This window comes from Microbacterium sp. 22179 (assembly GCF_052045715.1).
Lineage (GTDB): Bacteria > Actinomycetota > Actinomycetes > Actinomycetales > Microbacteriaceae > Microbacterium > Microbacterium galbinum.
On record NZ_JBQEPJ010000001.1, the window covers coordinates 486,139 to 505,336 of the forward strand.

The 19,198-nt window shown below is 66.5% G+C and carries 27 protein-coding genes and 1 other RNA gene; 17 read left to right on the top strand and 11 right to left on the bottom strand.

What is annotated here, in order from left to right; translation table 11 throughout:
- The first annotated feature begins 31 nt into the window (after positions 1-31).
- The 9 genes from ACTJKK_RS02250 to dapF all read left to right on the top strand — a co-directional run bounded on the left by ACTJKK_RS02250 (position 32) and on the right by dapF (position 7,107).
- Positions 32-340, top strand: a complete 309-nt coding sequence (locus tag ACTJKK_RS02250; protein WP_046014377.1) for a helix-turn-helix domain-containing protein — start codon at positions 32-34, stop codon at positions 338-340.
- Positions 341-364: 24 nt separating this feature from the next.
- Complete coding sequence (locus tag ACTJKK_RS02255) at positions 365-589, top strand: DUF3046 domain-containing protein (RefSeq protein ID WP_247632374.1); 225 nt, start codon at positions 365-367, stop codon at positions 587-589.
- 269 nt (positions 590-858) lie between these two features.
- Positions 859-1,908, top strand: coding sequence for a recombinase RecA (recA, locus tag ACTJKK_RS02260; RefSeq protein ID WP_247622700.1), 1,050 nt, complete (start codon positions 859-861; stop codon positions 1,906-1,908).
- A 245-nt stretch (positions 1,909-2,153) separates the two neighbouring features.
- A complete protein-coding gene (locus tag ACTJKK_RS02265; protein ID WP_247632372.1) occupies positions 2,154-2,627 on the top strand; it encodes a regulatory protein RecX in 474 nt (157 codons plus the stop codon).
- Between the two features lie 47 nt (positions 2,628-2,674).
- A complete protein-coding gene (gene miaB, locus ACTJKK_RS02270; protein WP_440746852.1) occupies positions 2,675-4,222 on the top strand; it encodes a tRNA (N6-isopentenyl adenosine(37)-C2)-methylthiotransferase MiaB in 1,548 nt (515 codons plus the stop codon).
- Positions 4,219-5,157, top strand: a complete 939-nt coding sequence (gene miaA, locus ACTJKK_RS02275; RefSeq protein WP_247622697.1) for a tRNA (adenosine(37)-N6)-dimethylallyltransferase MiaA — start codon at positions 4,219-4,221, stop codon at positions 5,155-5,157. The genes miaB and miaA overlap by 4 nt, the downstream gene beginning before the upstream one ends.
- A gap of 32 nt (positions 5,158-5,189) precedes the next feature.
- Positions 5,190-5,717, top strand: coding sequence for a dihydrofolate reductase family protein (locus ACTJKK_RS02280; protein ID WP_440746853.1), 528 nt, complete (start codon positions 5,190-5,192; stop codon positions 5,715-5,717).
- 48 nt (positions 5,718-5,765) lie between these two features.
- Complete coding sequence (locus ACTJKK_RS02285) at positions 5,766-6,212, top strand: GNAT family acetyltransferase (RefSeq protein WP_440746854.1); 447 nt, start codon at positions 5,766-5,768, stop codon at positions 6,210-6,212.
- Positions 6,213-6,234: 22 nt separating this feature from the next.
- Positions 6,235-7,107 (top strand): diaminopimelate epimerase, encoded by an 873-nt coding sequence (gene dapF / locus ACTJKK_RS02290; protein ID WP_440746855.1) that lies wholly within the window; start codon positions 6,235-6,237, stop codon positions 7,105-7,107.
- Positions 7,108-7,150: 43 nt separating this feature from the next.
- Here dapF and ACTJKK_RS02295 read toward each other — a convergent pair whose 3' ends face one another.
- Positions 7,151-7,792: a class I SAM-dependent methyltransferase gene (locus tag ACTJKK_RS02295; protein WP_247956016.1), complete on the bottom strand. Its 642-nt coding sequence runs from the start codon at positions 7,790-7,792 to the stop codon at positions 7,151-7,153.
- Between the two features lie 68 nt (positions 7,793-7,860).
- Between ACTJKK_RS02295 and hflX the strand changes: the two genes are divergently transcribed.
- Positions 7,861-9,366 carry a GTPase HflX gene (hflX, locus tag ACTJKK_RS02300; protein WP_247622692.1) on the top strand — a complete coding sequence of 502 codons (1,506 nt, stop codon included), beginning with the start codon at positions 7,861-7,863 and terminating at the stop codon, positions 9,364-9,366.
- Positions 9,367-9,381: 15 nt separating this feature from the next.
- On the opposite strand, the gene ACTJKK_RS02305 is transcribed toward hflX, so the two are convergent.
- On the bottom strand, positions 9,382-10,047 hold the full coding sequence (locus ACTJKK_RS02305; RefSeq protein WP_440746856.1) for an SIMPL domain-containing protein: 666 nt from the start codon (positions 10,045-10,047) through the stop codon (positions 9,382-9,384).
- A gap of 163 nt (positions 10,048-10,210) precedes the next feature.
- Here ACTJKK_RS02305 and ssrA point away from each other — a divergent pair.
- Positions 10,211-10,580, top strand: a transfer-messenger RNA (tmRNA) gene (gene ssrA, locus ACTJKK_RS02310).
- Positions 10,581-10,646: 66 nt separating this feature from the next.
- Here ssrA and ACTJKK_RS02315 read toward each other — a convergent pair.
- Together ACTJKK_RS02315 and ACTJKK_RS02320 are read right to left on the bottom strand one after the other, a co-directional pair.
- Positions 10,647-10,895 (bottom strand): hypothetical protein, encoded by a 249-nt coding sequence (locus tag ACTJKK_RS02315; protein ID WP_440746857.1) that lies wholly within the window; start codon positions 10,893-10,895, stop codon positions 10,647-10,649.
- A 16-nt stretch (positions 10,896-10,911) separates the two neighbouring features.
- Entirely contained in the window at positions 10,912-11,250 is a 339-nt protein-coding gene (locus tag ACTJKK_RS02320) for a hypothetical protein (RefSeq protein ID WP_440746858.1), read from the bottom strand.
- Between the two features lie 287 nt (positions 11,251-11,537).
- On the opposite strand from ACTJKK_RS02320, the gene ACTJKK_RS02325 reads away from it, so the two are divergent.
- Positions 11,538-11,828, top strand: a complete 291-nt coding sequence (locus ACTJKK_RS02325) for a hypothetical protein (RefSeq protein WP_440746859.1) — start codon at positions 11,538-11,540, stop codon at positions 11,826-11,828.
- 176 nt (positions 11,829-12,004) lie between these two features.
- Here the strand turns inward: ACTJKK_RS02325 and ACTJKK_RS02330 are convergent, their stop codons facing one another.
- Both ACTJKK_RS02330 and ACTJKK_RS02335 read right to left on the bottom strand, forming a co-directional pair.
- Positions 12,005-12,748 carry a M23 family metallopeptidase gene (locus ACTJKK_RS02330; protein ID WP_440746860.1) on the bottom strand — a complete coding sequence of 248 codons (744 nt, stop codon included), beginning with the start codon at positions 12,746-12,748 and terminating at the stop codon, positions 12,005-12,007.
- Positions 12,749-12,930: 182 nt separating this feature from the next.
- Complete coding sequence (locus ACTJKK_RS02335) at positions 12,931-13,275, bottom strand: hypothetical protein (RefSeq protein WP_440746861.1); 345 nt, start codon at positions 13,273-13,275, stop codon at positions 12,931-12,933.
- Between the two features lie 848 nt (positions 13,276-14,123).
- Here ACTJKK_RS02335 and ACTJKK_RS02340 point away from each other — a divergent pair.
- Positions 14,124-14,288, top strand: coding sequence for a hypothetical protein (locus ACTJKK_RS02340; RefSeq protein ID WP_440746862.1), 165 nt, complete (start codon positions 14,124-14,126; stop codon positions 14,286-14,288).
- Between the two features lie 50 nt (positions 14,289-14,338).
- Here the strand turns inward: ACTJKK_RS02340 and ACTJKK_RS02345 are convergent, their stop codons facing one another.
- Entirely contained in the window at positions 14,339-14,485 is a 147-nt protein-coding gene (locus ACTJKK_RS02345) for a hypothetical protein (protein ID WP_440746863.1), read from the bottom strand.
- Positions 14,486-14,530: 45 nt separating this feature from the next.
- Positions 14,531-14,701 carry a hypothetical protein gene (locus ACTJKK_RS02350; RefSeq protein ID WP_247956018.1) on the bottom strand — a complete coding sequence of 57 codons (171 nt, stop codon included), beginning with the start codon at positions 14,699-14,701 and terminating at the stop codon, positions 14,531-14,533.
- Between the two features lie 162 nt (positions 14,702-14,863).
- Here ACTJKK_RS02350 and ACTJKK_RS02355 point away from each other — a divergent pair, with 162 nt between their 5' ends.
- Positions 14,864-15,943, top strand: coding sequence for an ATP-binding protein (locus ACTJKK_RS02355; protein ID WP_440746864.1), 1,080 nt, complete (start codon positions 14,864-14,866; stop codon positions 15,941-15,943).
- A gap of 12 nt (positions 15,944-15,955) precedes the next feature.
- On the opposite strand, the gene ACTJKK_RS02360 is transcribed toward ACTJKK_RS02355, so the two are convergent.
- From ACTJKK_RS02360 to ACTJKK_RS02370, 3 genes are read right to left on the bottom strand one after another with little or no spacing between them, the layout of a single operon-like run.
- Positions 15,956-16,186, bottom strand: a complete 231-nt coding sequence (locus tag ACTJKK_RS02360; RefSeq protein WP_247632363.1) for a three-helix bundle dimerization domain-containing protein — start codon at positions 16,184-16,186, stop codon at positions 15,956-15,958.
- Between the two features lie 45 nt (positions 16,187-16,231).
- On the bottom strand, positions 16,232-16,810 hold the full coding sequence (locus ACTJKK_RS02365; RefSeq protein WP_440746865.1) for a hypothetical protein: 579 nt from the start codon (positions 16,808-16,810) through the stop codon (positions 16,232-16,234).
- Positions 16,811-16,826: 16 nt separating this feature from the next.
- Entirely contained in the window at positions 16,827-17,624 is a 798-nt protein-coding gene (locus ACTJKK_RS02370) for an inositol monophosphatase family protein (RefSeq protein WP_440746866.1), read from the bottom strand.
- Between the two features lie 417 nt (positions 17,625-18,041).
- Between ACTJKK_RS02370 and ACTJKK_RS02375 the strand changes: the two genes are divergently transcribed.
- The 3 genes from ACTJKK_RS02375 (at position 18,042) to ACTJKK_RS02385 (ending at position 19,188) form a co-directional block, all read left to right on the top strand.
- Entirely contained in the window at positions 18,042-18,299 is a 258-nt protein-coding gene (locus ACTJKK_RS02375; RefSeq protein WP_440746867.1) for a hypothetical protein, read from the top strand.
- 272 nt (positions 18,300-18,571) lie between these two features.
- Positions 18,572-18,796 carry a hypothetical protein gene (locus tag ACTJKK_RS02380; protein WP_440746868.1) on the top strand — a complete coding sequence of 75 codons (225 nt, stop codon included), beginning with the start codon at positions 18,572-18,574 and terminating at the stop codon, positions 18,794-18,796.
- A complete protein-coding gene (locus tag ACTJKK_RS02385; RefSeq protein ID WP_440746869.1) occupies positions 18,793-19,188 on the top strand; it encodes a hypothetical protein in 396 nt (131 codons plus the stop codon). The genes ACTJKK_RS02380 and ACTJKK_RS02385 overlap by 4 nt, the downstream gene beginning before the upstream one ends.
- The last annotated feature ends 10 nt before the right edge of the window (positions 19,189-19,198 follow it).

Here is a 19,198-nt window from a genome sequence, read left to right on the forward strand (position 1 = left end):
CTCCGAGAAACCGATTGGGGAGGAGGTTCCGATGATTCTTGTACGACAGGAAATCGGCGATGTGCTGAGGGACTTCCGTCTGCAGAAGGGGCGCACCCTTCGGCAGGTCGCGAGCAAGGCTTCCGTGGCGCTCGGCTATCTGAGCGAAGTGGAGCGCGGTCAGAAGGAAGCGTCGAGCGAGATCCTCGCATCCGTCGCTGATGCGCTCGACGTCCCCATCTCCACCATCATGCGCGAGGTCGGAGATCGCATCTCTGTGCTCGAGGGCATCCAGGTGTTCCCCGACGTCGTTCCCGACGATCTGGTCGCCTCGATCGAGCCCGAGCTCTCGCTCCGCTGATCCCACGCACCCCGTCGTTGCGCGATGCGTCGAAGTGAGTTCCTGCGTGCCGTCGAGGACGAGTTCCCCGGCCGCACGTCGTCGGTGTTGAACGATCTGGTGCTGACCCCGCTCGCCGGTCGCACGGCGAAAGAGGCTCTGGCTGCCGGGATACCCCCGCGAGAGATCTGGTTCGCGCTCTGCGACGAGATGGAAGTGCCCGAGAACCGACGGCACGGTGCCGGTCGGCTGGAGCCGCGTCGGCGCTGAGTTCGCGCATGCGTTCGATCGATGTCCAGATCGGATGCCGGGATCCGGCGTGTCGTCGAATATTCGTTCGAAGCGGGCGTAGTCTTCTGCACAGTGGTTCAGACGTTCGTGTTCTCCACTGTTCGTGTGACTCGACGACGCAATGTCGGAGGCTCCTCGTACGGTGAAGACATGGCCACCGAGCCATACGCCTTGTCGGAGAGTTGCTTCCAGCCGGAAGCGCCGCGACAGCCTACAGGCGGCACCACGCGAAGCAGAAGGAGCACGACATGCCATCTCCCGCCGACCGCGAGAAGTCCCTCGAGACCGCACTCGCCCAGATCGACCGCCAGTTCGGAAAGGGCTCGGTCATGCGGCTGGGCAGCGACGAGCGCGCACCCGTCGCAGTCATCCCCACCGGCTCCATCGCCCTCGACGTCGCTCTCGGCGTCGGAGGCCTCCCGCGTGGCCGCATCGTCGAGATCTACGGCCCGGAGTCCTCGGGTAAGACCACGCTCACGCTGCACGCGATCGCCAACGCCCAGCGCGCCGGTGGTATCGCGGCGTTCATCGATGCCGAGCACGCGCTCGACCCCGATTACGCTGCCAAGCTCGGCGTCGACATCGACGCACTGCTCGTCTCGCAGCCCGACACGGGTGAGCAGGCGCTCGAGATCGCCGACATGCTCGTGCGCTCCGGTGCCATCGATCTGATCGTCATCGACTCCGTGGCAGCGCTCGTGCCCCGCGCCGAGATCGAAGGTGAGATGGGCGACTCGCACGTGGGTCTGCAGGCGCGACTGATGTCGCAGGCGCTTCGCAAGCTCACCGGTGGTCTGAACCAGACCAACACCACGATGATCTTCATCAACCAGCTGCGCGAGAAGATCGGTGTGTTCTTCGGCTCTCCCGAAACGACCGCCGGTGGTAAGGCGCTCAAGTTCTATGCATCGGTTCGCCTCGATATCCGTCGTATCGAGACCCTGAAGGACGGCACCGACGCGGTGGGTAACCGTACCCGCGTGAAGGTCGTCAAGAACAAGATGGCCCCGCCCTTCAAGCAGGCGGAGTTCGACATCCTCTACGGAGTGGGCATCTCCCGCGAGGGTAGCCTGATCGATTTCGGTGTCGAGCACGGAATCGTCAAGAAGTCGGGGTCGTGGTACACCTACGACGGCGACCAGCTTGGTCAGGGCAAGGAGAACGCCCGTACGTTCCTCCTGAACAACACCGACGTAGCACTCGCCATCGAGACACAGATCCTGCAGAAGCTCGGCATCGGCGGCGCGGCTGCTCCCGCGGCTCCGGCAGATGAGCTCGCCGAGCGTCGCCCGGCCTGATCATGAACGGTGAGAACGGGGGCGGTCCGCATCAGGACATCGGGCGGGTCGCCCCCGTCATCCCTCTTTTCGGAGCGCGGGGCGTCACCCCGCCGACCGCGACCGCGAGGACTCCCGATACAGCGGTGGAGCCACCCGCTCCAGTATCCGCTTCTATCTCACTCGTCTCGTTCGTCGACGACCGAATCGCCGGCGACGATGCGCCGGACCCGGTCGAGGTTCGAAAAGCGGCCGAAGAGAGTCTGGTGCGCAAGCTCCGTACTCGATCGCTCTCGGTCTCCGAGGCCCGGCAGGTCTTGAGGACTCACGGGCTCGATGGCACACAGATCGACGACGTCATCGACGACTTCCTCCGGCGCCGGTACCTCGACGATCAGGAGCTCGCGCAGATGCTCGTGGCCGCGGGGGTCGATCGTAAGGGCCAGGGTCGTGTCGCCATCTCCCGCTCGCTCTCGCAGCGCGGGATCCCGCGCGACGTGATCGCCGCAGCGCTCGACGAACTGCCGGACGACGACGCGGAGCGCGCGCTGGAGTTCGCTCGCACCAAGGCCCGCTCGCTCAGCCGCCTCGACCACGACACCGCTCTCCGGCGTCTGCTCGGACAGCTCGCTCGTCGTGGGTACGGCGGATCCGTCGCGACGAACGCGGCGAAGACGGCGTTGAACGAGGCATCGTTCGGGACGAAGAGCTCTGGCGTGCGCTTCGTCGAGTCGGACTGACGCGTCAGCCCGGAGGAGCCGTCTCCCGCTCGTACAATGGAGAGATCATGACTACTCCGCGCAGTAAACCGACGATCATCGCCTCGTCGTCGGCAGCCGTCGACGTCGACGGTCGTCAGAGATCCTACGAAGTACGCACGTTCGGCTGCCAGATGAACGTGCACGATTCCGAGCGTCTCTCCGGCTCACTGGAGAGTGCAGGCTACGTTCGCGCCGCGGCCGGTGACGAAGCCGATGTCGTCATCATCAACACCTGCGCGGTGCGCGACAACGCGGCGGGGAAGCTCTACGGAACACTCGGCCAGCTCGCTGGCGTCAAGCGCCGCAAGGACGGAATGCAGATCGCGGTCGGCGGATGTCTCGCGCAGATGGACAAGCAAACCGTGCTCGACAAGGCTCCGTGGGTCGATGTCGTCTTCGGCACGCACAACATGGGCTCGCTGCCGCGTCTCCTCGAGCGCGCACGCCACAATGGCGATGCCGAACTCGAGATCCTCGAGTCGCTCGAAGTGTTCCCCTCCACGCTCCCGACCAAGCGCGACGCCGCGCACAGCGGCTGGGTGTCGATCTCGGTGGGCTGCAACAACACCTGCACCTTCTGCATCGTGCCGAGCCTGCGCGGCAAGGAGAAGGACCGGCGTCCCGGCGACATCCTCAACGAGATCCGACTGCTCGTCGAGGACGGAGCGATCGAGGTCACCCTCCTCGGACAGAACGTCAACTCCTACGGGGTCGAGTTCGGTGATCGTCAGGCGTTCAGCAAGCTGCTGCGTGCCGCCGGCGAGATCGAAGGGCTCGAGCGCATCCGCTTCACCAGCCCGCATCCCGCCGCGTTTACCGACGATGTGATCGATGCGATGGCCGAGACGCCCAACGTGATGCCGCAGCTGCACATGCCGTTGCAGTCCGGCAGCGACCGCATCCTCAAGGCAATGCGCCGCTCCTACCGCAGTGAGAAGTTCCTCGGCATCCTCGATCGTGTGCGCGATCGGATGCCCGACGCGGCCATCACGACCGACATCATCGTCGGTTTCCCCGGCGAGACCGACGAGGATTTCGAAGACACGATGCGCGTCGTCGAGCTCTCCCGGTTTTCCAGCGCCTTCACGTTCCAGTACTCGATCCGGGAGGGCACCCCTGCCGCGACGATGGAGGATCAGGTTCCGAAGGCCGTCGTGCAGGAGCGCTACGACCGCCTGCTCGCGTTGCAGGAGCGGATCTCGCTCGAAGAGAACCAGAAGCAGGTCGGTCGGTCGGTCGAGGTTCTCGTATCGACGGGCGAGGGGAAGAAGGACGCCGAGACGCATCGGCTCACCGGACGCGCTCAGGACAACCGTCTCGTGCACTTCGAGGTCACACCGGGCTCCGACCTGCCCCGTCCGGGCGATGTCGTCACCGTGACGATCACCCACGCGGCGCCGTTCCATCTCCTCGCTGATGACCCGATCGGTGCGCCGTTGCAGATCCGCCGCACGCGTGGAGGCGACGCCTGGGATCGCGCGCAGTCCGAGTCGTGCGCGGTCTCCGCTCCGGTGGGCGACGGCGGTCCTCGTGCCGTGTCGCTCGGGCTCCCCACCCTGCGTGTCGGAGTGTGAACGACTCCGCCGATACTGCGCCCGAGGCGGCGCCGCGTCTCTGGGCGGTGGTCGGTGCCACCGGTACGGGCAAGAGCGAACTCGCACTGAACATCGCCGAGGGACTGAGATCACGCGGGAATCCGGCTGAGATCATCAACGTCGACGCGATGCAGCTGTATCGCGGTATGGACATCGGCACCGCCAAGCTTCCTCTCGATGAACGACGGGGAATTCCGCACCATCTCTTCGACGTCCGCGAGGTCGACGAGGAGGCGGCGGTCGCCTGGTACCAGCCCGAGGCGAGGGCCGCCGTCCTCGACGTGCAGAGCCGCGGTGGTGACGCGATCCTCGTCGGCGGGTCGGGACTCTACGTCTCGAGCGTCGTCTTCGACTTCCGGTTCCCGCCTCGTGACGAGTCCGTCCGCGTGCGCCTCGAAGCGGAACTCGCCGAACACGGAGCGGACGCCCTACTCTCTCGGCTGAAGGTAGCGGACCCTGCGACGGCGGCGCGTATCGATCCGAAGAATTCCCGCCGCATCGTGCGTGCGCTGGAAGTGCTCGAACAGGGAGCCACCACACACGGCGCCGCTCTGCCGACCACGCCGACGCTCTGGCAGCGGAGCACGCGCGTGATCGGTGTGCACGTCGAACGCTCCGCACTCGTCGAACGGCTCGATGCCCGCGTGGAGCGGATGTGGGCCGAGGGGCTTCTCGGAGAGGTGGAGCGGCTCCGCTCTCAGGGACTTGAACGAGGCGTCACGGCAAGCCGCGCGATCGGTTATGCGCAGGCGCTGGGTCAACTGGACGGTCGTCTCGACCAAGCCGAAGCCATCGCCGAGACCCAGGCCCTCACCCGCCGTTACGCGCGGCGACAGGTGTCGTGGTTCAAGAGGTACCCCGCGATCGAATGGGTCGAGCATCCGATCGATGTCGCGGCGCTGATCGCCGACTGACCGATGTCGGTGGCCGCTGGGATCATGACCACATGGCGACCCATTTCTACACGGCCTCGAGCCTTGACGGCTTCATCGCGACGGCGGATCACTCCCTCGAGTGGCTGCTGAGCCAGGACTTCGACCAGGACGGTCCCATGGCCTACCCGGCGTTCGTCGAGGGGATCGGTGCTCTCGCGATGGGCGCATCGACCTACGAGTGGCTGTTGCGCGCGCAGGGCGAGGAACCCTGGCCCTATACGCAGCCCACCTGGGTGTTCACGCATCGAGAGCTCGCTGTTCCCTCCGGCGCCGACGTGCGTTTCGTCCGGGGAGACGTGAGCGACGCGCACGCGGCCATGCGGCTCGCAGCCGGCGGCGATGACATCTGGGTCGTCGGTGGTGGCGACCTCGCCGGCCAGTTCGCCGACGCCGGTCTGCTCGACGAGGTGTGGATCCAGTTCGCGCCCGTGACGCTCGGGGCTGGGGCGCCCCTGTTTCCCCGCGCCCTGGAGTTCGAGTTGCTCGACGTGGCTCGTAACCGCGGCTTCCTCTGCGGTCACTACCGCGTCGTCAAATAGCGCCCGCCCCGGATAGGCTCGTTCTTCGGCGCGATCCGGGAGGCGTCGATGAACAGGAGCACCATGGCGTGGAACGTGCGGGCATTCGAACAGGCCGACACCGATGCGGTCATCGAGCTGTGGACCGAGGCCGGACTCACACGGCCCTGGAACGATCCCCGCCTCGACATCGAGCGTAAGCTGCGCGTGCAACCCGAGCTGTTCCTCGTCGCGACGGACCCGGAAGGCGTGACGGTCCTCGGTTCGGTCATGGCCGGGTACGACGGCCATCGCGGATGGCTCTACTACCTCGCCACAGCGGCTTCCCATCGCGGCCGCGGCATCGCGCGTGAACTGGTCGCCGAGGCGGAACGGCTGCTGCTGGCGCTCGGATGCCCGAAAGTGCAGCTCATGGTCCGCGAGGGCAACGAAGGGGTGCTGGGCTTCTACGATGCGCTCGGATACGAGCGGTTCGCGGTGGCGAACACCGGCAAGCGGCTCATCGCCGACGCATAGCCGAGATCCCTAGACTGGGAGCATGGTCGCATTCACCAAGGGTCACGGCACGGGCAACGATTTCGTCATCATCGCCGACCCCGACGGTGCTCTCGACCTCACCGCCGATCAGGTCGCGGCACTCTGCGACCGTAACTTCGGTATCGGCGCCGACGGTGTGCTGCGAGTCGTCCGCTCCGCCGCGATCGCCGACGGTGCTGCAGCGCTGGCCGAGGAGCCGGATGCCGAGTGGTTCATGGACTACCGCAACGCCGACGGTTCGATCGCCGAGATGTGCGGCAACGGCATCCGTGTCTTCGCGCACTACCTCCTGTGGGCGGGCCTCGCCGTCATCGAGTCGGGGTCGACGCTCCCGATCGGAACCCGCGCCGGGGTGCGCGACGTCACCCGCAGCGAGAACGGATACCAGGTCGACCTCGGCCGCTGGCGTCTCGACGGCGACGAACCGTTGGTGACCGCCAGCGGGCTCGCGGTCACCCGACCCGGTCTGGGAATCGACGTGGGAAATCCGCACGTCGTCGTGGCCGTCGCGAGTGAGGCGGAACTGGCTTCTCTCGACCTCCACCGTCCTCCGCTCCTCGATCCGCTCCCGCCCGCCGGTGCCAACGTGGAGTTCGTCGTGCCGGGCGAACCCCTGGTGCGCGACGGCATCGGCCATGTGCGCATGCGGGTGTTCGAGCGCGGGGTGGGCGAGACTCTCAGCTGTGGAACGGGCGTGGCCGCCACGGCCCTCGCCGTTCGTCACTGGGCGGGGGAGCAGGCGCCCGACAACTGGCGCGTCGAAATTCCCGGCGGAACGCTCGGAGTGCGGATGTTCGCCGCCGAGGACGGAGAGCACGTCGCTCTCGCCGGTCCCGCCCAACTCGCTTTCCACGGCGAAATCGAACTCGCCTGAGCTCAGCGCCCCGCCCGCGGGCCGGCGAGCGGTCGCCGACGCCTCAGGCGATCGTGATGGGCTCGGTCGGGGGAGTCCCGTGCTTGCGCACCTTGAGCACGCGGTAGCCCTTGCTGGTCGCGGTGCGATAGACCGTGAAGCCGGGGTGGAACGTCGAACCGATCCAGCGCTGGAGGGAGTCGGCGCCGAGGTTTCGCTGCACGACCAGCCAGGCGTCACTGCGCTCGTCGAGGCGCGGAATCCACTTCTCGAGCAGATCGTGCAGAACGTTCTTGCCCACGCGGATCGGCGGGTTCGAGCGGATCGTCCGGAAGGTCACATCGGCGGGAACATCCTCGGGCAACGAGGCGTTGACATTGGTGAGCCCGAGAGCTGCCGCGTTGCGGCGGACGAGATCGAGGGCACGCTCGTTCACGTCCACGGCCCAGACCTTCGCATGGGGCGCGGCGAGTGCCATCGACAGCGTGATAGGACCCCAGCCGCTGCCGAGGTCGAGAAGATTGCCCCCCGGAGGAACGGGAGGCATGTTGGCGAGAAGCACTGACGTACCGGCGTCCAGGCGATCCGGGCTGAAGACACCGCCGGCGGTGGTGAGTTCGAGCTCGCGGCCTGCGAGCGTCACACGGATCGTTCGCAGGTTCTCAGGACTGGCCGGGGCCGCAGTGAAGTAGTGATCGGACCCCATACGGTGAGCGTACCGGAGAGCGCGGGCTAAGGTTAAGGCTCGAAACGAAAGCAAGAGATCAGGGACGGATGACGGAAACCACCACACAGCACGAAGACGGCGATGCACTCGATCGTGTGCTCGCTCATGCCGAGAGTCGCTCGGAAGTCCGCGTGTTCGGAGCAGCACAGGCGCTGCAGGACCGGTCGACGGCGGCGCACGCCGCATCGGACGGTGACCAGTGGGACCTGGAGGATCGTCATGCGCTTCGTCGCGTCGGCGGCCTCTCGACCGAACTCGAAGACGTCACCGAGGTCGAGTACCGGCAGCTCCGACTCGAGAACGTCGTGCTCGTCGGGGTCTACCCGCAGGGCGCGCAGACCGACGCCGAGAACTCCCTCCGCGAACTCGCGGCCCTTGCCGAGACCGCGGGCGCCGTCGTGCTCGATGGTGTGCTGCAGCGTCGGCCCCACCCTGACGCCGCCACCTACCTCGGTCGCGGAAAGGCCCAGGAACTCAAGGACATCGTGGCCGCTGTCGGCGCGGACACGGTCATCGCCGACACGGAGCTGGCGCCGAGCCAGCGCCGTGCGCTCGAGGACGTCGTGAAGGTCAAGGTCATCGATCGCACGACCGTGATCCTCGACATCTTCAGCCAGCACGCCAAAAGTCGTGAGGGCAAGGCGCAGGTCGAACTCGCCCAGCTCGAGTACCTCCTGCCGCGTCTGCGCGGCTGGGGTGACTCGATGAGCCGCCAGGCGGGTGGACAGGTCGGTGCCGGTGGCGCCGGAATGGGCTCGCGCGGCCCGGGTGAGACCAAGATCGAGCTCGACCGCCGACGCATCCGCACGAAGATGGCGCTTCTGCGTCGTCAGATCCGCGACTTCGGTCCGGCTCGCGAGGCGAAGCGCGCGGAGCGCAAGCGCAACACGATCCCCTCCGTGGCGATCGCCGGGTACACGAACGCGGGCAAGTCGAGCTTGCTCAACGCTCTGACGAGCGCCGGCGTGCTCGTCGAGAACGCCCTGTTCGCGACGCTGGATGCGACCGTCCGTCGCTCCGAGACCGCTGACGGACGCGTGTTCACGCTGACCGACACGGTCGGGTTCGTCCGCAACCTGCCGCATCAGCTCGTCGAGGCTTTCCGGTCGACGCTCGAGGAGGTCGGTGACGCCGACGTCGTGCTCCACGTCGTCGACGGCTCCCACCCCGATCCGGCCGGTCAGTTGCAGACCGTTCGCGATGTGATGGGCGACGTCGGTGTGCGCGACATGCCCGAGCTCGTCGTCTTCAACAAGGCCGACCTGATCGATGACGACGAGCGACTCGTGCTGCGCGGTCTCGAGCCGAAGGCGCACTTCGTGTCGTCGCGCTCGGGGGAGGGCATCGCCGAGCTTCGTGCTGCGATCGAAGAGGCGCTCCCGAAGCCGGCCGTCGAGGTGCACGCCGTGGTTCCGTACGATCGGGGCGACCTGGTCGCCGCGATCCATGAGACCGGGATGCTGCTCGCCGTCGACCATCGCGAAGAGGGCACCGCGGTGCACGCTCGGGTGTCGGAGCGGCTCGCCGCCGATCTCGCACCCTACGCGAGCTGAGACCGACCGCAGCGGTCAGGAGGCGATGAACCGCCCCTCGACCGTGGCGGAGACGACGATCTCCTCCGGTTCGTACTCCATTCCGGGTGAGGCGTCTGCCATCGCGAAAGCCGCCCCGCGCGCCTTCAGCATGGGTGCCGCGGGCTGCGCCTCGCGATTCGAGATGAGTCCGACATCGGCGATCTCGACGGGCGTGACCGAATCGCGTCCGAGGGCGCCAGCATAGGCCTCGGCGCGGGTGACGGCGACACCGACGGCCGCGGCGGCGACCTCGCGCTCGATGCGAGCCCGCGTCTCGGGCGTGAGGTGCCAGTTCACCCAGCCGACCTCGACGCCGTCCCAGGCGGAGATGTCGGACACCCAGACCGACAACTCGGATGCTTCGGTGAACGTGGCTGTGAAGTCGATGCTCGCGTAGTACACCGGGGCGAGTCGCTTGCCCTCGTTGTTCCACGGCCTCTCGGCGCGCACCGAGAGGCGCTTGCTCGACCAGTCGACGACTGTCTGAGCGTCGCTGCGCTCGGTGATGCTCGCCCGCAGCGGCTCGGCGAGACGCATGACCGTGTCGACGACCGCCGCACGCTCGGGGCCCTCGGAGCGGACGGTGACGCGGATGGTGGCGCGCTCCGGCGCGACGCGCGCCTCGTGCTCGCCGCGGACGGTGACGGTGACATCGCTCATGGGGCCGACTCTACGCCAGGCACCCGACGCACGGATGACGGCGACTGCTCAGCGCCGGGAATGGCAGGTGCACAGGATCCGTTGTATCCTGTGAAGCTGGGTGCCACGGCATCCGGATGAAAACTCCACAGTGCGACAGCGGCTCCTTCGAGAGAAGGACCACGGGGCTGATCGGTTTCGACAGCGCCTGTGAATCCACGAGAAGCGGGCCGAGGATGCAGAGTTATCTCGTAAACGCTCTCTGCAAAACAATAGTTGCCGAAACCAAGCGCAACGACTTCGCCCTCGCTGCATAAGCGAGCCCGATAGTCCGTCAGGCCGTATGTGATTCCGATACGGATCCTGGCGTCATCTAGGAATCTTGCTGCGTGGTGGCGTCTGGACGCCACGTGGGACTCTTCCCAGGCTGGGCTCGTCGACTTAGGTGTCTGTGACAAAGGTCGGAGCCGAGCAGAACGTCTTCACAGACTGCGCCCGGAGAAGGCGTGGAGACTCAGCGTTGGACGGGGGTTCGATTCCCCCCAGCTCCACCAGGTCGCTGTCGCAGAGAAAGCCCCGTGTTCCCTACTCTCGTATGGGAACATGGGGCTTTTTTGAGTTCACCCCACCTGTGGATTGACCGGCCCGTGGGCACGGAACGGGCACGCTTCGATCAGGCTGTGAGGGCCGACCGAGCGCAGCGCGGCCGCGGCGGACTGCTGGCTGCGCGCGTTGATGAGCTCGGCCACGCTGTCGAGGTCGTCGTCGAAAAGGTCGGCGTACGTATCTAGCGTCATCGCCGCCGACTTGTGACCGAGCATCCTCTGCACGACCTTCACGTTCGCGCCCGCGCTGATGGCGAGCGACACTGCGGTGTGCCGCAGGTCATGCAACGTGAGCAAGGGGGATCTCAGCGCGGCGCAGCGCGGCCACGAACCATGAGCCCGACGTCGACGACGTGCGCGCCGCAGCAGGTGCCCGCCAGCGGCGTTCGAGAACACGAGCGTGCGGGCCCTTCCCATCGACAAGAGTTTCGAGCGCCTTCGTGAGAAACGCCGGGAATGGCACGGTGCGACGCCCCCATGACTTCGGCTCACCGACGTGGATGGTGCCATCGAAATGCACCGCGTTCTCACGAACGTGGAACCGCAGTCGCAGGAAGTTGAGGTGCTTTACCCGCAGGCCGATGGCCTCGCCCCAACGGATGCCGCTGTAGGCGAGCACCAGGACGAGCAGAGCGAGTTGCGGGTCCGAGACGCACGCGGCGAGCCGGCCGACTTCGGCATCCGAGAGATATCGCGGAAGCCCCGCTTCTTCGTCTGAGTCTTGTCTGGCTTCCGGCAGCGCACCATGTACCGCCGACCGCTGCTCGTGTTCTACGGCTCGATCGTCCCGGCCACGTCAGGCGACCTCGCCGCGATGCGCCCATTGTCCGGCGCACATGCGCGCGTCGACGTAGGTCGTGTCCCCAATGCGCTGCAGCCCCGCAGATCGTCGATGCGGTTGCCGAGGTGCTGCCCGGCCCGGTGGTCGCATGGCTGCTCGCCGCGATCTCGACGCTCGCCGCGATCAGCGCAACGATCTCCCGCGTGATGGCGATCCCCGCCGTCGACGCCTGGCTCCGCAAGATCGGCGCCGGCTCCACGCCTGCACGCTTCTACGTCGCACAGATCAACGGCAACGCGACCCCGCTGACCCGCCGTCAGTACCGCGCCATGCTCGACGGCGCAGATACTGGCACCGACGACACGGCGAAGCTCCGCGCCGCGAGCTCTGAGCACAACGATCGCATCGGACTCTGAACGCAGAAGACCCCCACCTAGCCTCCAGGCCGGGTGGGGGTCATCGGTCGTTTCTGATCAGAACCGGTATGCGAGCTCGTTCGCATGAGCGGTGCTCGCGAGCAGTGCGACGACCTCGCGCTGCTTAGCATCCGTGTGCGCGCCCTCGCAGCCGCAACTTCGTAGTCGTCGTGCGGTCAACCGAGCTTGGCGAGGATGCGGTTGGTGTTCACGACCGCAAGTCGCGCCCATGTCCACACGCCGCCACCCTCCTGCACGCCGGTCTCGGCGTTGGTGACCGCGCCGTTCGCCAGGTTGACGACCGAGCCGGGGATGCCGAAGGAGCTGAGCTGCCCCAGGAACTGCGTCGGGGTCAGCTCGATCCATGCGTCCGTGGCTGACACGATGTTGCGCGTCAGGGTGGCGTCCGGCTGGGTGTTCAGGCTCTTGATGAATCCGGGCGCCACCAGGTACGCGCGGCCGTTGCAAACGATGGGATATGCCATGTCGTCCTCCTCGGGGACAGGTTCAGGATCGGGGGCGTTGTCGCCGATGTAGTTTTCGAAGTCGACTGAGTTCTTGAACCCAAGCTGGAACGGCGAGCCGCCAATCCAGAGGGAAACGTGCACGTGTGCGCCATAACCGGTGTCGCTGCCGAATCCGGATGCGCCTGAGTACGCGATGAGCTGCCCTCGCGCAACACGGGTCCCAACGGGAACCGCGCTGGAGTCGAGGTGAAGGTAGCGGATGTAGTTACCGTCATCCGCTTGAAGCGCGAGGTATCGGCCGGTCGCGGTCGAGGTCGTGTCTTTGCGATCGACGATGACGCCGTCGGTTGCAGCGACGACTGGGGTTCCGCGGCCCACCGAGTAGTCGGTGCCGGGCTCCCCGGACGTGGGGTTACGGTTCTTGTGCCCCTGCCATGAATCGGAGATGGGCACGTTGCCGCACGGCCGTATATACGTCCCCGCAGCAGTTGCAGTTTCCCCCGGTGAGAAGACTCGCCAACTGACGAAAGCCGAGCCCAGCGCTACTCCTGACGCGAGCAACATGGTTCGTCGAGTGAGTGAAGGCAACATGGTCGCTGACGTCTCGGGTTCCGCTGCGCTATCTGAGTCGCACACTATTCGCCTCCCTCGTTCTCGCCGTCAATCAGGCGCTGGATCTGTGCTTCAGGAAGGCGCTCGACCGAAGCAGACGACAGCTCAATCTCGGGAGTCTCGGGAGAGCCGCCGATGGTGCACTGCGCCTCGCCGTCCACCCCCGAGGTCCGGGCGGGAACGAGCACCAGCCATTCGGGTTCAACATTTCGCTGCTCGATGCGGGTATTTCCTGGATCGAACTGCACGTCTTGCGCGAAGGCGGAAGACGTCGCGTCGATGCAGATGTTGGCGAGCTCGTCGGCCGTAAAATCGCCGAACGTGTCGCTCGTTGATGTCGGGACGGTATCTGCTGGTGCGGCGGCCATAGCGCATCCGCTCAGGGATACTGCGCCGATGACTGCTGCGATTACTAGCGCTACGCGGATGGTGCGGGGTGGACTCATGGTGCGACCGTATCGAGCGGCATACTGGTCGCGCTGTCCCCTCTTTGGCCTACAGACACCTATTCGAATGCATCGATAGCGTGGCTCAGGGTGTGCCTACGGGGCGTCGAGGACTTGTACGGCGTTGCACCAGACCCAGCAGCGGAAGGTCCGCTCGCCGGCGCGGAACTCGATACCGCGTTGCTTGGCGTCGCGGCGAACCGGGTCGCCGGGATCGTCGGCGGGCGCGTGGTTGAGCGGCCGTGCACAAACGCGTGCGGGCGGATGGTGACGTCGGTGATGCGACCCCAGCAATGAGAGCATGCGCCCGTCGACGGAACGCTCGGAGAGTCGCACCAAGCAGGGTGGTATTCGCGGATGGATGTCGCGTCCGGCCAAAAGCTGACCTCGACGCTCGGCATACTGGACCCATGCAGCCCGAACACCTGAGAGCCGTCGTCGCCCTCGTGCTGGTCCTCGGCGCCGTGGTTCACCGCATACGGGTTGATCTCGGCCGTCGCCGACGCCCGGAACGAACGCTGGGCGGGGGATCGGGCAGAGTTCGATTCCCCCAGCTCCACCAGGTCGCTGTCGCAAGCCAAGAGGCCCGCCTCCCAAGTAACCACTGGGGAGGCGGGCCTCTTGGCGTTCTGGATAACTTGTCAGGCGGCGAGGCCCGCCCACGCTTGCCCACATCTGGTGCTGTCGCGCGCTCGTCGAGGCGGTTCGCCACGTCATGGAGCGTCCGCTAATCTCGCTCACTCGTCCCTGAGCGCAATAGGCTGACCGCCATGGACAACGGGTCGTTCTTCTTCCTCCTTGCGGTCGGTCCGGCAGCGCTCGCGATGTTCGGGATCGGCTTCGCCATCAACGCACTTGTCGGCTCGGTCGTCGCCGCGCGATCAGAGCGCCACGCGAGTCGAGTGGCCCACCCAAAGCCCTCCCGCGGACGCTGACGCTGACGCTGACGGGAACCCGAGGGTCTTCTTCGTGGGGGCGACGGCGGTTACTTCTCCGCCGACCCGTCGTCACCGTGCGTCGGCGGTACCGTGGGCGGCTCGCCCTTGGCATCTTCTGCGCCGAGGTTGTCGTTCTCCTCGGGGCCCGGGGACTGTTCCGTGCTGATGTCGTTGCGATCGCTGTCTGCGTTCATGGCGTCACCTTCTTTCTCGGTCGGATGGGGGAGCGATGCGGCGCTCTAGAGCGGGATCGTCGGTTCCTGCGGGTTCGGCGCCAACGGCTCGTCCGGGTTCGGCGCGAGCGGTTCGTCCGGAACGGGGGCGAGAGGCTCGCCCGGTGTGGGATCGAGCGGTTCGGGCCTGGTGGGCTGCTCGCCCGGTGCGAGCGGAGTGGAGAACGGGTCGGACATGTTCGCTCCTTCCGCGGCGCGGTCTGCGTCGCTGGTCCTGAGCGAACCACGCGCAGCCATCTACGTCTGCTCCCTTGCCCTTTTCGCGCGGATGTGATGCCGTGCAGGCCTTCCGCACGAGGGGTCCATGGTGCACTCTGGGAGCGACCGAGAGGGGCAGTCATGGGAGAGTTCGTCATCGGAGCGACGATCGAGGGTGCCGAGCCGGTGCAGCTCGACCCACGACGATTCAATCGGCACACGTTCTGGTGCGGCCAGAGCGGCAGCGGCAAGACGTACGCGCTGGGCGTGGTGCTCGAGCAGCTGCTCCTGCACACGGAGCTCCCCGTGCTGGTCTTCGATCCCAACGCGGATTTCGTGCGGTTGCGTGAGATCCGCCCCGGCACCGATGACGCAGCGGCGCGCCGACTGGGCGATCTCGATGTACGTGTGTTCCGCTCCGGCCGTGCGGAGGGCGAGCGTCTGCGGGTGCGCTACGTGGACCTCTCGCCGGCGGCCAAGGCCGCTGTGCTGCGCATCGATCCGATCGCGGATGCCGAGGAGTACAACGCGCTGCTGCACACGCAGGTGTCGTCCGGGCAGTTCGATTCGGCGGAGATGATCCGCGGCCTCCGCGAGAGCGGGGAGGCGGTGAAGGTGCGACTCGCGAATCGCATGGAGAACCTCCAAGTGCTCGAATGGGAGCTGTGGTCGCGTGGTGCGGCATCCGTCGTCGACGTGATCAGCGAGCGCCCGAGGGTGACGGTCCTCGACCTCGGAGGCTTCGATCATCCGGCCGAACCCGGCGTCGCCGCCCTGGCCGTGCTGGAGGATCTCTGGGCGCGTCGGGAAGAGCGCCGACCGCTGCTGATCGTGATCGACGAGGCTCATAACCTCTGCGTTCCGAAGCCGACGACGGCCGTGGAACGGGAGTTGACGGCGCGCCTCGTGCAGATCGCCGCGGAGGGCCGGAAGTTCGGGCTGTGGCTCCTCCTGTCGACACAGCGCCCCACGAAGATCCACCCGAACGTGCTGTCGCAGTGCGACAACCTCGGGCTGATGCGCGTCAACGCTCCACGCGATCTCGCCGAACTCGCCGAAGTGTTCGGGTTCGCCTCGGAGGACGCCATCCGTCGTGCGCAGACTTTCGCGCAGGGTCAGGCGCTGTTCGCCGGCGGTTTCATCGCCGAGCCGACGTTCGTGCAGATGGGAGCGCGTCTCACCGAGGAGGCGGGCGGCGACGTCCGTGTACCGATGGCGTAAGCTCCGACGCGCTCAGGACTCCTCGGGGATCGGCGTCTGCACGGGGATGGCTCCGGTCCGCAGACGCTCGACGGTCTCCTTCTCGACGAGAACCGGCACGTAATCCTGGATGCGCCCGCCGCTGAGGCGTTCGTGCTCCTCGTGGGCGATGTGCTCGATGCTCTCCCGCGGAACGTCGGGGAATCGGGTGGCGATCCGGTCGAGCATCGCGGCGGTGTTCGCTTCGTCGTTGCGTTCGCTCATGGGCCGATTGTCTCCCGGCTGCCCGGCATCCGCAATGGAGTCCCCTCAGTCGGCGCCTTCGATGAGGAGGAGGCCCTGCTTGGTGTCGGCGAGCTTCACCCACCCGTCGCCGAACAGGTAGGTCATGCCGTACCCGTCGTCGTCGGTGCCCATCGCGTACTGCGGATCCTCGGTGATGTACACGCCCTCGGGACCGTCTTCGCGATGCCACCCCGCGGCCAGGAGCGACGTCTGCGCATCGCTCGCCGCGCCCGCGCTCAGCTCGGCCCAACCGTAGAGCTGGCCGTGATCGGAGGCGACGGCGTAGTCGCCCCAGAAGCACAACAGCCCCTCGTCCTCCGGGATCGTGGTGTCGCCGATGACGAAGTCCTTGGTCTCGGCCGTCCACCCCGCTTCGGTGAGCGCGGCGACCGTGCCGGGCGAGATCATCGACTCGCACGTGAGCGCTGCGGAGGTGGGTTCGGGGTCCGGCGTCGCGGCCGGCTCGACGCTCGCCTGCGGCGCCGACGTCGCGGGATCGGTCGTCGGGGTCGGGGCGGTCTCGCCAGGGGCGGAGCACGCCGTCAGAGCGGCGAGGAGGAACGCTGCTCCGGCGGTGATGGAAACGATGCGGGGAGGGATCATCGCGGGCCTCGGGAGATCAGGGATGCAGGAAGGTGAGGAAAGCGTCGTGCAGGATGCCGTTGGTGGCGAGTGTCGAGCGCGTCGAGATCGTCTCGGCCCCCGCGTAGTCGGTCATCGAGCCGCCCGCCTCGCGGACGATCGGCACCGCGGCGGCGATGTCGTACTCCTTGACATCGAACTCGGCGACCATGTCGAGGCGTCCCTCGGCCAGGAGCATGTACGAGAAGACGTCGCCGTAGGCGCGGTCGCGCCAGACCCGATCCGCGAGCGCGATGAGAGTGTCGATGCGTCCGGCATCCGCCCACTGCGCGATGCTCTGGAAGCTGACGCTGGCGTCGTCGAGCGACGAGACGGAGGAGACGTGCAGTCGGCGCGGCTCCTTCTCCGTCGCCGTCCAGGCACCCTCGTCGGGCGAGGCCCACCAGCGTCGGCCGAGCGCGGGCATGCTCACGACGCCGACCTGCGGAACGCCGTCGACGGCGAGGGCGATCATCGTGCCCCAGAGCGGCACACCGCGCAGGAAGTTGGCGGTGCCGTCGATCGGATCGATGATCCACTGGCGGTGAGTGTCGCCTTCGGCGCCGAACTCCTCGCCGAAGATGCCGTCCTCCGGGCGCTCGGTCGCGAGGATGTCGCGGATCGCGCGTTCGGTCGCGAGGTCGGCATCGGTGACGTGGGAGTTGTCGGCCTTGGTCGAGATCCGCAGATCGGCGGCGTCGAACCGGGGGAGCGACTGCGCATCGGCCGCGTCGGCCAGACGCAGGGCGAGTTCGAGATCGCTGCGGAAGTCGGATGCGCGGGGGATGGCGGTCACGCCACCAGCGTAGTCGCCCGTGCGGAGGGTCTCGATCGGGGCATGACCGTGCGGTGACGCGGCAGAGAAGACGTGCCCGAGAAGCAGAAAAGCCCCGAAGACTGGCGAGAGTCAACGAGGCTGATCCGTGCACCCCCTGGGACTTGAACCCAGAACCCACTGATTAAGAGAGAGTGCGGAGGGCAATTCTTCAGCAGCCCTTGGTGGCCCATAGCGGCCCACTCTGACCCGTCCTAGCCCGCAATTCTGCGGATGTTCCAGCGATTGAGAGTCCGCTCCAGGCCAGAAGGGACCGAGACAGGCTGGCGTGGTCGGAGGGGTTCTGGAGGGGTTTTGCCACTCATTTGACCGGTCTGCGCTTTCTGCATTCTCATGGTGTTCTCGCCGCACCGAGCGGCCCCACCGAAGGGAAACGACATGAGCACGACCGAACCGACATTCCGACTCGGCACCGACCTGCCCGCCCGCGCGCACTACGACGTCGTGTCTGTCATGAAGCACACCGACGAGCACGTTGGGGCGGCCTTCCCCGCGTTCGAGGGTCTTCGCGAGTATTACCTCCAGATGGAGGAGCGACCGGCGTTCAACCTGTTCGCAGTGGCGACCGCGAAGCAGCTGCTGGACTGGACGGCTGGGGCCTATCTCAGCGAGAACGACCTGCTGTTCGTCGTTTGAGCCACTGCGCGCCACGCTCACCACTTAAAAAGCCTCGACTGTCCCGGTGTACCGGAGTCGGGGCTTTCTTCACGTCCCGGCCAGGCGTGTGTGCTCTGCGATGACTTTCGACCGGTTACCCGATGGGATCAATAGCGCACCAGTTAGTGAATTCAGAAATAAAGGATGCAATGTGCACGTTACAGAGCGCCAAAAAAACTTCGTCAATTCGTCCGACTACCCATATGAGACGAGCGAGAATAGGTTTACCAGCCGGAAAAGCAGGAGGAAAAATGACAGGTAGACCGAGACACTTTCCAGAGGGCAGTGTCGAAATCAAGACGGAAATCTCCGCCGATGTCTCCGCCGCGATTTCTGCGCTCGCGAAGGCATCCGGCGCGAGCAAGTACGCATTCGTGCGGAGCCTGATCTTCGCTGGACTCCAGCCGTTCGCGATCACCGATCCCGAGCTGGCCGCAAAGCTCCCCGCCACGACCTACACGCGAGGCGCGGCATGAGCACTCGACTGAGCAAGGAGGACATGGCTCGCGCCCACCTGACCCAAGCCGACCTGGACGAGTACGACGCCTACATGGCCGAGCACGAATCCGACCCCACGCAGGACCCAACAGAGAGGAAGACCAACATGGCCGCGAAGTACGCCATCGACGCCCGGTTCAAGCAGCTCGATGAGACGACCGGACTACCCGCCTACCCCAAGAGCACCGCCGCGACGGAGACGCGACTGCGCAGCGTGCAGAAGCAACTCAAGACCACACTGAGCCGGGTCGAAGGCGCCCTCGACCGCGCGCTCGCTCAGTTCGAGGTCGCCATCGAGAACGAAGACCGCAAGCGCTCGACGCAGGAGCGCCTGCGCATCATGACAAGCCGCAACCAGCGCATCAACTGAAGGAGAACGA